Consider the following 13,575-nt stretch of genomic DNA (forward strand, 5'->3'; position numbering starts at 1 on the left):
CTTGTAAAATACACTAGTGTATATTAGCGGAGTACCTATGCGGTATTCCCTCATGTCACTGGCTCGCGAGGCGACCAAAGGCCATCGCGGCTGGCCGCAGGCATGGCGCAGCCCTGTGCCGAAGCCGCGTTACGATGTCGTCCTCGTGGGCGGCGGCGGACACGGTCTCGCAACCGCCTACTATCTTGCGAAGAACCACGGCGTTCGCAACGTTGCGGTGTTGGAGAAAGGCTGGATCGGCGGCGGCAATACCGGCCGCAACACCACCGTTGTGCGCTCCAACTACCTCTTCCCGGAAAGCGCTTCCTTCTATGATCATTCGGTCAGGCTCTACGAAGGCCTGTCCAAGGAACTCAATTACAACATCATGTTCTCTCAGCGCGGCATGATCACGCTCGCGCACAGCCGACACGATCTCGAGGCGCAGCGACGCTGGGTCAACGCGATGCGCCTCAACGGCGTAGACAGCGACCTCCTGAGCCGCGAGGAGTTACGCGAGCAGGTGCCCGGGCTCGACTATTCCCCGGAAGCGCGCTTTCCGGTGGTCGGCGGTTTCATCCAGCGCCGCGGCGGAACCGCGCGGCACGATGCGGTCGCGTGGGGCTATGCGCGCGCGGCCGATGCGCTGGGGGTCGATATCATCCAGAACTGCGAAGTGACCGGCTTCGACGTCGACGCGGACGGCGTGTGCGCGGTGCGCACCAGCCGCGGTGTGATCGGCGCGGGCAAGGTCGGCCTGACCGCAGCGGGACACTCGACGATCCTTGCCGACCGGCTCGGCTTCCGCCTGCCGATAACGCCCTATGCGCTCCAAGCCTTTGTCTCGGAGCCGGTCAAGCCGGTGCTCGACAAGGTCGTCCTCTCGCCCGCGACCGGCGTTTACCTCAGCCAGTCCGACAAGGGCGAGCTGGTGATCGGCGGCGGGCTCGATCTCTATGCCTCCTACGCCCAGCGTGGCAACCTGCCGACACTTGAGGCGGTGGTGGCCGGGATGCTGACGATGTTCCCCGCCTTTTCCCGGATGCGGATGCTGCGGCAATGGGCCGGGATCGTCGACGTTGTCCACGATTCCACCCCGGTCTTCGGCCCGGCACCGGTCAAGGGTGTCTATCTCAATTGCGGCTGGGGCACTGGCGGCTTCAAGGCGATCCCTGCTGGCGGCTGGTGCATGGCGCACATGATCGCCAAGGATGAGCCCCATCCGCTCACCGCCGCCTTCGGACTCGACCGCTTCGCCAAAGGCGCGCTGATCGACGAGGCGGCCGCCTCGGGGATCGCACACTGATGCTGCTGATCGCATGCCCCCATTGCGGCCCGCGCGACGAAGCCGAGTTCACCTGCGGCGGCGAAAGCCACATCCAGCGCCCGGACCTTACCGTCGGCGCGGATGAATGGGCCGAATACCTTTTCCAGCGCCGCAATCCCGCCGGCGTGACTTTCGAGCGCTGGCGGCACACCTATGGCTGCGAACGCTGGTTCAACGTCGCGCGCTGCACCTTCAGCCACGAAATCAAGGCGGTCTACGCCATGACTGACACAAAGCCGGAGCTGCCATGACGCGGTTACCGACAGGGGGCCTTGTCGACCGATCGACGCGGCTGCGGTTCACCTTCAATGGCCGCGACTATGTCGGCCACGAGGGCGACACGCTGGCCTCGGCGCTGCTCGCGAACGGGGTGCGGCTGGTCGGGCGCAGCTTCAAGTATCACCGTCCGCGCGGAATCATGGCGGCTGGGCCCGAGGAAGCCAACGCGCTGGTCCAACTCGGTCGTGGCAACCGGCTCGAGCCCAACCGCAAGGCGACGCAGGTGCCGCTGCGCGACGGGTTGGAGGCGACCAGCGTCAATTGCTGGCCAAGCCCGCGCTTCGATTGGCGCGGCGTAAACCAGCTCGCGTCCCCCCTGTTCATCGCGGGCTTCTACTACAAGACCTTCATGTGGCCGGACTGGCACCTTTTCGAAGGCCCGATCCGCCGCGCCGCGGGACTCGGTGTCGCGCCGGAGGGGCGCGATCCCGACCGCTATGTCCACGCCCATGCGCGCCATGACGTGATCGTCGTCGGCGGCGGGCCGGGTGGGCTGAAGGCCGCGCATGAGGCTGCTCTGACAGGGGCGCGCGTGCTGCTCCTCGAAAGCGATTTTGTGCTCGGCGGCTCGGCCCTCTGGCGCAGCGGGTTGGACGTCACCGAAACGATCGCGGCACTGCGCGCCCTCGCCAACGTCACGATCCTCACCCGGTCAGAGGCCTTCGGCTACTACGACCACAACAGCCTCGCCGCCGTCGAGGACCTCGAAGGCGGTTCCGGCCCGCGCCAGCGCCTGTGGAAGCTGCGGGCCGGACGGGTGATCATCGCGACCGGCGCGATCGAGCGGCCGCTGGTCTTTGCCGGAAACGACCGGCCCGGCGTCATGCTGGCCTCGGCGGCGCAAGCCTATGTCGGGCGCTTCGGCGTGCTCCCCGGCCGCCGGGTGGTGATCGCAACCAACAACGACAGCACGCGCGAAATTGCTGAGATTCTTGCACAAGCGGGCGCTTCGGTCGAAGTAGTCGACAGCCGCCTCGGCGCCAGCATCGCCGAAGCCAGAGGTGCGCTTGGCGTCAAGTCCGTGCGCCTCGGCGACGGCCGCGTTCTGCCCTGCGATCTCGTGCTGATGTCGGGCGGGTGGTCACCGGTGGTGCACCTCTATTCGCAGAGCGGCGGCAAGCTGCGCTACGACGATACGATCGCCGCCTTCGTGCCGCACAGCGCAGGCCAGCAGGTCGAATGCGTCGGCGGTGCAGCCGGCGACTTCGGCCCGCTCCGCATCGAGCCGTTCTGGGAAAGCCCCGGGAGCGGCAAGAAATTCGTCGACTTCGCCAACGACGTAACTGCGCGCGACATCGCCATCGCCGCCTCGGAGAACTACCGATCGGTCGAGCACCTCAAGCGCTACACGACGCTTGGCATGGGTCCCGATCAGGGCAAGACATCGAACGTCAACGGCCTCGCCCTCATGGGGGAGCACACCGGCCGCGCGCCGGGCGAGGTGGGCACGACCAAGTTCCGCCCGCCGTACAACCCCGTCACCTTCGGCACGCTCGCAGGCCCGATGGTGGGTGCGCTGCACACCCCCATCAAGTGCCTTCCGGCGCACACGTGGCACGCGCAGCAGGGCGCGGTCTTCGAGGAACATGGTCGCTGGATCCGCCCCACCGCCTATCCGCGCGCGGGGGAAAGCTGGGAGGACGCAGCACTGCGCGAAGCGCGCGAGGCGCGCACCTCCGCCGTGCTCTTCGACGGATCGCCGCTCGGCAAGATCGAGGTGTGCGGCCCTGACGCCGCGACCTTCCTCGACCGCATCTATGTCGGCAACGCCTCGACCCTGAAGCCTGGTCGAGGGCGGTACGGGTTGATGCTCACCGAGCACGGGGTGATTGCCGACGACGGGATTCTCGTTCGCCTCGCAGAGGACCGCTTCCTCGTCCACACCACCAGCGGCGGCGCCGACCGGATTGCACTCGCGCTCGAGGAATGGCTCCAGTGCGAGTGGACCGATCTCGCCGTGGTGACGCTGCCGGCGACCTCGCAATGGGCCGTCATGACGATCAGCGGACCGAGCGCCCGCGAGACCATCGCCGCGGTCGGCACCGACATCGACCTCGCCGACTTCCCGCATATGGCCTATCGCGAAGGCACAGTCGCAGGCTTTGCGGCGCGCGTGCTGCGGGCGAGCTTCACCGGTGAGGCGAGCTACGAGATCAGCGTCGCCGCGCGCCATGCCGTGGTTCTTGCCGAGCGCTTCGGTGCAGCGGGCGTCGTCCCGCTCGGGGTCGAGGCGCTCAGGCCAAGCGCCATTGCGCGCTCCGCGTCGCTCGCGAGGAACTTGACGCGCAGCAGGCCGAGGCCTTCGCAACGCCGCGCTCCAAGCGCCGCGCCGTCCCAGGACACGGTGCCGCCGTCGATAACGGGCCATGACGCAAGTTCAGCCATTGAGCCGCTCACCCGTCTTGTCGACGAACACCGGTTCGACGATTGTCGCCCGTGAACGGCGTCCGACGTCATAGATTTCCACACTCTCTCCGACCCGCGAGCGCCCGGCACGCACCAGTCCCAGCGCGATGGGGCGATCGAGGGTCGGGCTGAACACCGAGGATGTGACATGGCCATCGCTGCGGCCCGGGACCGCCCCGCCGGGCGCAAGCACCTGCGCACCCACCGCGAGCAGCGGACCATCGCTCAGGAGACCGACCAGCTGGAGGCGGTCCGCGCGCATCGCGTCCTCTCGCAGCAGCGAGCGGCGGCCGACGAAATCGGAGGCCTTTTTCGCCATCGGTCCGGCCATGCCGACATCGCCCGGCAAGGTGGTGCCGTCGGTGTCGACGCCGATGTGGAGATAGCCCTTCTCGGTCCGCAGGATGTTGAAAGCAGACGCGCTACCTCGTATTCATCCTTGTAGGCGAGCAGCCCTCAAGCGCGCCGCCGAGAAGGCTTCCCGCGGCCGCCGCCCTGACAAGCGACGGACGGCCGCGGGTTAGTTCTTGATCAGAAGTCGCGGCTGATTGTCAGCCCGAACGTCCGAGGCTGTGCCACTGCGGCTTGGGCCGTTGTGAATGCGAATGTCGCAGGATCGACGCCCTTGCTGACCGCCGAAAGGATTGCCCGCTCGTCCGTCAGATTGGTAATCCGGGCCGCGATCTCCGTCTTGCCGAGCACCAGTGATGCGCGCAGATCGACAATCTCATAGGACGGCATCAGCGCATTGATGTTGCCGCCCGGATCGCCGCCCGGCAGGCCCGAGAAGTAGGTGGTGCGATTGCCGACATGGCGCGCCGACGCTCCAAAGGTGAGCGAGCGATCCTTGCCGAGATCAATCGTGTAGTCGGCCGTTGCGGCGATCTGAAAGCGCGGCGTGTAGGGGATGCCGCACCGAAGTCGTAATCCATCTTCGCACTGTAGATCTGATATTCCAGCCTCGCTTCGGGCTGGATGCGGTTCGCCCGGGTCTTCAGATCTCCGACTACGGGCTTCAGGGTGACCGCGTCGACGTCCACCTCGTTGAGGCCGTTGGAATCGACTTCCTGGTAAATGCCGGTCAATTCGATTCTCAGGGGGCCGTCGGGCGCGTACAGCGCCGTGATGCGACCGCCGAATGCGTCCTGCGTGTTCTGGTTGTTACGAAGGTTGATGGGTACGACATTGTCGATGAAGCCCGCATCGCGCCGGTAGTTAAAGGTCGAACGGACGGCGAAAGCGTCGCCCACCGGAAGGTTGATCATTGCACTGCCGGAGTAGCCCTCGCCGCCGTAGCGCACGGTGCTGCCGTCGACCACGACCCGCGCTGCCGTCTCGCCAATCTCGGCCGGATTATAAACCGTCTTGATAAGCCCGCCGAGCGTGCTCGCGCCGTACAATGTGCCCTGCGGACCCTTCAGCACTTCGATCCGCTGGACGTCAAAGGTGTTGGGATCGCTCGCAAAGGTCCCGCCGATCGCGAGACCACCACTCGATCCGAAAGGCACTTCGCCGATATAGAAGCCGACCGCCGCGTTGGTCTGCGCTTGTCCGGTTGAGATACCGCGCAGCGCGACAATCAGCCGTCCAGGCGCGGCACCGACCACGGCCGCGAGACCCGGCACTTTGTCGAAATACTGAGAGAACTGGACTTCGCCAGCCTTCTCCAGCGCCTCGCCGTCGAGCACCGAAATGGCCGCGGCGACGTCCTGCAAGCGCTCTTCCCGCTTGTTGGCAGTGACGACGATCTCGTCGAGACCTGCGATGGAAGCGTCGCTTTCGGTCCGTTCGGCGGAAGACTGTGCCATGGCCGGGCTCGCTATCGCGATGGCGAGGACACCACAGGTTACCAACAAGCCTTTCATTAGAAGCCCCTCCTTACAAATATCGCCGCCTACAATTATACAGTAGTGTCTTTTTGTCAAGAGCGCTTGAATTCTTTGGGTAAAGGCCTCCGAACGAAGCGAAATTGCGACTCCAGAGAGAGGGATCGGCGACCAAGGAGTCGCCGCCCCGGCAGACTCGAGGATGTGGCTCTTGTGACGATGAGCTCGTTGTCCGGCATCGCCAGCAACTTCAGCCAGTCCAAGTGTGGCTCAGCCAGAATGGCGGCGATCGGCCTGATGAACGTGCTCCCCATCGAAGCCGCGAAGAAGACAATCCGCGCCAACACGCTCCCGCTCGGATCAGCGAATCAGGCAGCCCGCGATCTGGACCCACCCTCTCTCGCCGCGCCGATGGAGCCCAAGGCCATAACGCTAGGCCTGCTCCACCGCGTCAGCGAAGATGCGCGAGCCGAGCTAGCGACCACATTGCTTGAGCTTATGCAGGTGCTGTGTGAGGCCAGCATGCACCACTACGCCTGGCCATTTGATGCCTGATGGCTGCGCGGTTAGGCTTAGCGCGTCAACGATCGATCCGTCGGCCAAATAGTAGAAGTCGTCACTTTGCGTGTTCGATGAACCGACAAAGACCAGACGGTTTTCCAACCACTGCCGAGCGTCGTCCGAGAGAGCGGGGTCGAAAAAGTCGTTCGCCAACCGAACTGATAAATTCTCAGGAGGTTCGGTCAGTGGCATCCGCTTTTGAAGTGCTGCTTTGCATGACGGTAGATCGGTGCACAATTCCCTTAGCGCCTGCTGGCGCTGGCATGGCTGTCCGTTCAAACCACTGGCGGCATTCATGTCTGGGTTGGCCAAGGCAAACGCGCTGGCGGAAAGCGAAATTACGGGGCAGCCCAGCGCTTGGGGCACTGGGTTATGCTCAACTGTCCGAAGCTTCTCGGTGTCTGCACCCTGATTTGCGAAGCTGTATGCAACAAACAAACACGGGGAACGTGGGTCGATCAGTCGGGAGTCAGGCTGGACAAATTCTTGACCAAAAGGGGACGGCGGAGGAAGCGCCACTTGGATAATGGGCAAACGACAATCGACGGCTATCGACTTCGCTGGTGGCGCAACATCTGAAAGCGGACTGGCGTAGAAATCAAGCACGACAGCCCGGGCGCTCCCGTCACTTTGAGCAATTTCGAGAATTCTAGAACTTATGGTTCTATAGGCTGAGGCAATCCGATCCGCGCCATTGTTGTTCTGGGTTCGCTCAAATTCCTCGCGCAAGGCGTCGTCATCAATCAGTATGACTCCCACGCCGACAGATTCCGCATCACTTGCAGTGTCTTCGAAATGTTGATCAGCAGATTGTTGTGCTACGGCGACGAGCCAGTCGTCGATAATGCTCTCATTCGTCAGGAGAGCAATTCCCGCCCATGCGAGCAGCCCCATCGCCACCGCAATCCAGATTTCCCCTAGCAGTGCCTTCATGTGAATGTATTCCTCTCACATCAGGTGCCGTTGCGGGTTGAGGCTGCCCCAATTGCTACCAGTCACAGACAGACTATCGACCTTTCATGATGGTTGTTTGATGAGATGGCAACGTGTCTGGGTCCACGCTTCGAGAAGAGATCGCAGCCCAAACACGCCCACCTAATTTCCCAACCAACAGCAACGCGCGCTTAGCGGCGTCTCTGCGCGCTTGGCGTGCTCTGGATTTCTGCCGGACAGTGGCTGGCTGACGAGCAAAAGAACAGATTAACGTGCGCAGCCGCTCAGGCCCGCATTGCGTTAATCGCGGTTCGGAAAGACACTGGTGTTCTTGACCACGCTATAGGCGAACCGCGTGTCGATCGACCGAATGCCGGGGAGCGCGTGGAGCTGCTTGCGCACGAAAGCTTCGTATTCTTCGAGATCAGCGACCACCACCCGCAGCAGGTAATCCGAATCCCCGGTGGTCATGAAACAATCGAGGATGGAATCGATTTCGCAGACCTTACGCTCAAAGCCGTCGACCGTATCCTTCGCGTGTTTGTCGAGTGCGATGTTTACAAACACCGTCAACGGCACGCCGTAAGCGCGTTGATTGACCAGCGCGGCATAGCCTTCGATCACCCCGCTCTCTTCGAGATTGCGCAGCCGCCGCAGACACGGCGACGGCGACAGGTTTACCCGTTCCGCCAGTTCGAGATTGGTGAGGCGGCCATTTTTCTGCAATTCGCGGACGATCTGCCGATCTTTCCGGTCCATTCGCGCCTCCAAGGGTCAAATATGCCAATATTGTGACCTTTTGGGGCGAACATAGCAAGGTAACACTCCTTCGCTCGTGCAATAATTGTGCAATTGGAGTTGTTCTATGGCCACGAAAATCCACCCCGCGATGCACAATATGGGTTTCGCCACCCGCGCGATCCATCATGGATATGATCCAAGCGAAGCCGAGGGAGCACTGACCCCGCCGCTCCATCTGACCTCGACCTTTGTATTCGAAAACGCTCAAGCGGGCGGCGAAATGTTCGCTGGGACGCGCGAGGGTCATTTTTACACCCGCATCTCCAACCCGACCAATGATTTGCTCGAAAAGCGCATCGCAGCTCTCGAAAATGCCGAAGCGGGCCTCGCCACCGCATCGGGGATGAGCGCGATCACATCGACCTTTTGGACGTTTCTGCAAGCGGGCGACGAGGTGATCACCGATAAGACGCTTTACGGCTGCACCTTTGCCTTCATGCGCCACGGGCTGACCCGGTTCGGGATCGCCGTGACCCATGTCGATATGACTGATCCCGATCAGCTCGAACGGGCGATCTCATCAAAGACCAAGATCGTCTATTTCGAAACCCCCGCCAATCCCAATATGCGGCTGGTCGATATTGCCGCGATTTCGGCGATCGCTCGGCGCGCGGGCGCGCGCTGCATCGTAGACAACACCTATGCTACCCCGGTGATCACGCGCCCGATTGAGCTGGGCGCGGATATTGTCGTCCATTCGGCCACCAAATATCTGGGTGGGCACGGTGATGTAGTGGCCGGACTGGTGGTGGGCAGCGCCGAGGATATAGGCGCGATCCGCCTCGTCGGGATGAAGGACATGACCGGCGCGGTGATGGCCCCGTTCAATGCGATGCTTGTCTTGCGCGGACTCAAGACGCTCCAGCTTCGGATGCGCCAACACGCCCAGACCGCCGCCGAAATCGCGCGGTTCCTACATGGTCATCCGGCGGTTTCAGTGGTGCATTACCCGGGGCTGCCGAGCTTCGCGCAAGCCGACCTGGCACGCAAACAAATGGATCAATTCGGCGGGATGATGGCGGTCGAACTTAAGGGCGGTTACGATGCCGGGATCGCCTTGATGGACCGGCTGACATTGATCCATCGTGCGGTATCCTTGGGCGACACCGAAACCCTGATCCAGCATCCCGCCAGCATGACCCATTCGGCCTATTCGCCCGAGGAACGCCGCGAACACGGCATTGCCGATAGTCTTGTGCGCATTTCGGTCGGATTGGAGGACGCTGTCGACCTGATCGCTGATCTAGATCAGGCGCTTTCCCGCTGAATGCAAAGCGACGCGGTTTACCCGCGCGACGCGGCAGCGGATCGAGCTCTACAGAGGCAGGCCCCTTACGCTATGCGAAGCTGCTACGCCCTTACACTGAGCTTACCAAAGACAGGTGTCGCGCAATAGTCCACGATGGGTTCGGGCCTGCGGAAGATGGCCATAGCTCAAGTGCAGAGAAAGCAGTTCTTCCCGCGAGCGCCGAGTAGCGAGAGGTTCATTCAACATCCGCATCTTCCATATAACAGTGCGATACTCGCCGGACAAAGGCTCGTCCTGCTTTTGCTGAGCGAAACCTGGCTTGTCCGAGACGAAGTAGCCGCTGGCCGATCTGCTTGACGGTCTTCCCCTCCACGCAGGCGATGAACGTTCGGCCACCGCGTAAATCGGCGAGGCTTAAAAATGCCATCTTGTATGGCGCGTTGATGATCTGCACAGATACGTCAGAGCTTACGTCCAGATTTATCGCATGCTCTGGTGCATCGGCTGCCATCAGCAGGCCAAGCGAGGAAGCCTCCTCGAGGCGCAGGTAGCGCACCTTGCGGATATCGCCGACCTCACGACGGAAGCTAAGGACGATCCTGTCACTCTCTCGTTCGATCTTGACCGTATCCATCAGCGCACCGGCTTCCGGTGGCTTCGAGCCACGCAGTTCAAGGGGCCGTCAGAAGAATTTTTGGTTCGAGTAATGCCATCCATTGGGTGATTCTCCCTGTTGATGGCGTCTGATCATATGCATATTCTTGCTTAGGTCAAAAGGCTCAAAATTTGTAATCAATGTTCTGAGAAATTGCGCAAATGTCTTGAAACTGTCAGGTTGACGAAACTGTCAGATAGGGCCTCCCCTGCCAGTTTCGTGGAACTGGCGGAACATGGCTACGCCGCCATCGACTTCCGCTATGTCTCGTCGATATGAACCACGTTCTTCCCAGGGCGCGAAAGTGGTGCCCATCGAATAGCGGAGCCGCAGGTTATGATTCCAACGGATACACGCGGTAGACGCGTCTACGTAGTGCAGTGATCAAACAAATGCTGGGCACTTTGCTTGCGAGCGAGGCAGCGAAGAGCCAAAAGGCAATTAATAGTGCCGTTTGAACCGGTCAGCCGTCGAAGGAAGTGATCTTGCCGATAGATCTTACTAGTTTTGGGCCCCTTCTACTCAATCCGTTGATGGGTCTGTTCACAAATAGGTATGTCCTGAATCACCCCAAGCTGGTTCGGTATAATCAGAAGATTGAACTCTCAAAGATCATGGAATCCAGATCAGACGCGCGTCGGGTCAATGCGCATCTTGAGTTAATCGCCGAAGAGATCATCGAAACTATCGAGAACTCGATCGGCCCATATGAAAGGGAGCTGGCTGAAGCGGACGTCGAGGAGGTTTACCGCTATATTTATGTCTATATTTCATACTTTTGCTCCGTTCAACAAATTCTGGACACAAGTAGGAACTATGAGAGATTCACATCTGAAAGTATTGCGCCATTCCTAGAACTGGCGAAGTCTGGTTACCCTAAGGATCCGGACACCGAGCCGCCACTATTACCTTCTTCTCTTCGCACCGGAGACCTGTCTAAATCCTCCATGGTTAAAACAAGGCTCTCGCCTTTAGGAGAACGCGCGCATCAGATTCTAGAAGCGTCGTTGAGAAACGCCGCGGAACTCTTGTTCGAGGTTGTCTCAACTATGGACGGCTTCAGCCGAGACCGATTCGAGTGGCAGGTGCAAAAGCTCTTGAGCATCTATGATCTCGTCAAGAATATTGACGAGTCGATCTCTGGGACTCGAATTGCTCATGAGGAAGAGATCAAAAATGACGCCCTTCTAGAGCCATATCTTAGAGCGATTTTCCGAGAGTGTGATACCCTTCAGCTCCTTGGTATCGATGCAGCCAGCAATTTGAAGCATTATCCCCTTCAAGGCAGCTATACTTCACTGTCAATCAATGATCGAGCTTCTGCAGAGGAGGTTTACCCTAAACCAGAAGATGTCCTCCTGCGCCTTATCGAGTCAAAGCCCGGTGAGCGGACATTGCTGCTACGTGGGGATGCGGGTTCGGGCAAAAGCACGATATGTAAGTGGTTGATACTTCAGCTTTGCTTGGGTGGCAATAAACTATCGAATACGTTTGGTAAGCGTCCTTCATTTCCTGCTCGAGACGCTGCATTTGAGAAGGCTTTTTTTGGCAAAACTCCATTCTTGCTCGAGCTAAGGGATTCTTTCGCCGACACACCAGAACTGAGAGATTTTGCGCGAAAATGCCCAGGTGTCCGAATCACCGAAGACTGGATTGAAAGCAAGCTAAGAAATGGCGACGCGGTATTGTTCATAGATGGGCTTGATGAGTCTTCCCCCTCAGCTCGCACAAAAGTGGCCAATTGGCTCCACAACATCAATGACCAGTATCCCGAAACGATCATCATCGTAACCACTAGGCCCAATTCCGTGCCTCAGCCGTGGAACGATTTTCCGACACATTTCGATCTTGAGGTGAACGCACTATCAGATGACCAGAAACAGTCGTTAGTTGAACTTTGGTTCGACACTGCACGGTTAACATCGTTCAATAGACAAGAAAGCTGGGAATCGCTCGCTCAAATAGAGGACAACCTACTTTCCGAGTTCCGCAATGTTCCACAACTCAAACGGCTCGCAAGCAATCCCTTTCTATGCTCCGCCATGTGTGCGCTTGCAGTGCAACGGGGTGGAACGATGCCAGACGACATCTGGCACCTCTGCTTCTCATTAATCGACGCGCTCATCGATCAACGTGACCGCGAAAGTCGTCTAGCCATTATCGCTGAAACAAACATCGGAAAACTGAACTACAGCAAGAAGCGCCATATCTTCAGATCTCTTGCGTTGGAAATGACCGAGAAATCCTATTCGCGGATCCCGCTCAACGAAGCAATGGCGCGTCTAGCTTCCACCGCCGCCGAATACCGAATTGAGTTGAACGATGATGATTGCCACCTTTTGATCGAAAGATCTGGCATCGTCCGTTACTCGACGACAAATAGCCTCGAGTTCGTGCACAACACAATTAGGGAGGTGCTAACCGCCGACGCCGTGATCAATAGCAAGGACGCCGACTATGCTGTGTCGAAGATCGGCGAACCGGGATGGGAAGACGTTTCGCGTTACCTGATCGCATCTGGGAACGGTTCGTTCGCGCGCCGTCTAATTGACGAACTCATTAGGCTGGCGTCACTTGACCAACCTACCTCAAAAGGGTTCGCCGGAATAGCGCTCAGCGCAGCGGGACGTGCTGTGTCGCTCTCGCCGCGTCAGTGGCAACAAATTCAGACAATCGTAGACACCCTTCTGCCTCCATCTGATTTTGATTCTGCAGAGGCGATTGTAATCGCAGGCCCAACGATCATAGATCACTTGCAGTATCACGAAGGCATGCAACCGGAGATTGCGGCTGCTTGTGTCAGGAGCCTATCTTTGCTCGGGACTGAGCGTGCACATGAGGAGTTGCTGCTCTACGTCTCAGATTCTCGCTCTCTAGTCAGGCGTGAGCTTATTGATCGGATCAATCCACTCTACATTCCCGACTACTGCGACATGGTTGTTCAGGGCCTACCGATACCCTCAGACGTGGCTAAACGGATTACGGACATAGGGCCGGCACTTTCCAGAGATCCAGAAGAACTTAATCTAGCCTATGCTAATATCAGGCAAATTGCATTCGACGATCGATTGTTTAATCTGAAGTCACTGAATCTCACAAAGACCAGGCTTTTGGATATCTCATTTGTAGCTGATCTCCCGATCCTTGAGAGCTTAGATATTTCATTCACCCGAGTGACGTCGATCGCACCCCTTAGTGGAAACACCAGTATCAAGACACTTTGGATAGATTACTGCCCGATAATGGACCTAGAATTTCTCGAGAGCATGATTGGACTTAAGACTGTCTTTGCGCGACGGGTCCCTAGTGCAATCGATTTGGTTCTGCCTAGAGGTGTCGAACTGTATATCGACGATTAGCATGCCTTTTGCTTTTTCAAACATCCCTCGCTCCATCTCCCCGATAAGGACCACGTTCGTCGCGGGGTCACGAAACAGGTGCATGGTGAGTGGCGGAGCCGCAGATTATGATTCCACAGGAAACGTAGGCATAGACGCTTCTATGTAGACGCTTTTTCTTCTTTACACAGGACCCAGTTCAATAAATCGATTGTCGAACG

Annotated in this window: 11 protein-coding genes; 5 read left to right on the forward strand and 6 right to left on the reverse strand. The window is 59.1% G+C overall.

Features of this window, described 5'->3' with window-relative positions; translation table 11 throughout:
• Positions 1 to 37: 37 nt before the first annotated feature.
• The 3 genes from ACLBKT_RS07445 to ACLBKT_RS07455 are packed head-to-tail and all read left to right on the forward strand — an operon-like array spanning position 38 to position 4,025.
• A complete protein-coding gene (locus ACLBKT_RS07445; protein WP_410182303.1) occupies positions 38 to 1,285 on the forward strand; it encodes a sarcosine oxidase subunit beta family protein in 1,248 nt (415 codons plus the stop codon).
• Positions 1,285 to 1,557: a sarcosine oxidase subunit delta gene (locus ACLBKT_RS07450; protein WP_410182304.1), complete on the forward strand. Its 273-nt coding sequence runs from the start codon at positions 1,285 to 1,287 to the stop codon at positions 1,555 to 1,557. The genes ACLBKT_RS07445 and ACLBKT_RS07450 overlap by 1 nt, the downstream gene beginning before the upstream one ends.
• The gene (locus ACLBKT_RS07455; protein WP_410182305.1) at positions 1,554 to 4,025 is read left to right on the forward strand and encodes a 2Fe-2S iron-sulfur cluster-binding protein; all 2,472 of its coding nucleotides are present in this window, start codon (positions 1,554 to 1,556) and stop codon (positions 4,023 to 4,025) included. The genes ACLBKT_RS07450 and ACLBKT_RS07455 overlap by 4 nt, the downstream gene beginning before the upstream one ends.
• Here ACLBKT_RS07455 and ACLBKT_RS07460 read toward each other — a convergent pair.
• From ACLBKT_RS07460 to ACLBKT_RS07480, 5 genes are all read right to left on the reverse strand, one after another.
• Positions 3,963 to 4,322, reverse strand: a complete 360-nt coding sequence (locus ACLBKT_RS07460) for a glycine cleavage T C-terminal barrel domain-containing protein (RefSeq protein WP_410182306.1) — start codon at positions 4,320 to 4,322, stop codon at positions 3,963 to 3,965. The two genes, ACLBKT_RS07455 and ACLBKT_RS07460, sit on opposite strands and share 63 nt — an antisense overlap.
• 200 nt (positions 4,323 to 4,522) lie before the next feature.
• On the reverse strand, positions 4,523 to 4,732 hold the full coding sequence (locus ACLBKT_RS07465; RefSeq protein ID WP_410182307.1) for a hypothetical protein: 210 nt from the start codon (positions 4,730 to 4,732) through the stop codon (positions 4,523 to 4,525).
• On the reverse strand, positions 4,732 to 5,856 hold the full coding sequence (locus ACLBKT_RS07470) for a TonB-dependent receptor plug domain-containing protein (protein WP_410182308.1): 1,125 nt from the start codon (positions 5,854 to 5,856) through the stop codon (positions 4,732 to 4,734). The genes ACLBKT_RS07465 and ACLBKT_RS07470 overlap by 1 nt, the downstream gene beginning before the upstream one ends.
• A 435-nt stretch (positions 5,857 to 6,291) precedes the next feature.
• Positions 6,292 to 7,311: a CHASE2 domain-containing protein gene (locus ACLBKT_RS07475; RefSeq protein WP_410182309.1), complete on the reverse strand. Its 1,020-nt coding sequence runs from the start codon at positions 7,309 to 7,311 to the stop codon at positions 6,292 to 6,294.
• A gap of 300 nt (positions 7,312 to 7,611) precedes the next feature.
• Positions 7,612 to 8,070, reverse strand: coding sequence for an Lrp/AsnC family transcriptional regulator (locus ACLBKT_RS07480; RefSeq protein WP_410182310.1), 459 nt, complete (start codon positions 8,068 to 8,070; stop codon positions 7,612 to 7,614).
• A 106-nt stretch (positions 8,071 to 8,176) separates the two neighbouring features.
• On the opposite strand from ACLBKT_RS07480, the gene ACLBKT_RS07485 reads away from it, so the two are divergent.
• Positions 8,177 to 9,379, forward strand: a complete 1,203-nt coding sequence (locus ACLBKT_RS07485; RefSeq protein WP_410182311.1) for a methionine gamma-lyase — start codon at positions 8,177 to 8,179, stop codon at positions 9,377 to 9,379.
• Positions 9,380 to 9,596: 217 nt separating this feature from the next.
• On the opposite strand, the gene ACLBKT_RS07490 is transcribed toward ACLBKT_RS07485, so the two are convergent.
• Positions 9,597 to 9,995: a hypothetical protein gene (locus ACLBKT_RS07490; RefSeq protein ID WP_410182312.1), complete on the reverse strand. Its 399-nt coding sequence runs from the start codon at positions 9,993 to 9,995 to the stop codon at positions 9,597 to 9,599.
• A gap of 635 nt (positions 9,996 to 10,630) precedes the next feature.
• Between ACLBKT_RS07490 and ACLBKT_RS07495 the strand changes: the two genes are divergently transcribed.
• On the forward strand, positions 10,631 to 13,375 hold the full coding sequence (locus ACLBKT_RS07495; protein WP_410182313.1) for an NACHT domain-containing protein: 2,745 nt from the start codon (positions 10,631 to 10,633) through the stop codon (positions 13,373 to 13,375).
• Positions 13,376 to 13,575: the final 200 nt, after the last annotated feature.

It is taken from the genome of Erythrobacter sp. W302b (assembly GCF_046452395.1).
Lineage (GTDB): Bacteria > Pseudomonadota > Alphaproteobacteria > Sphingomonadales > Sphingomonadaceae > Erythrobacter.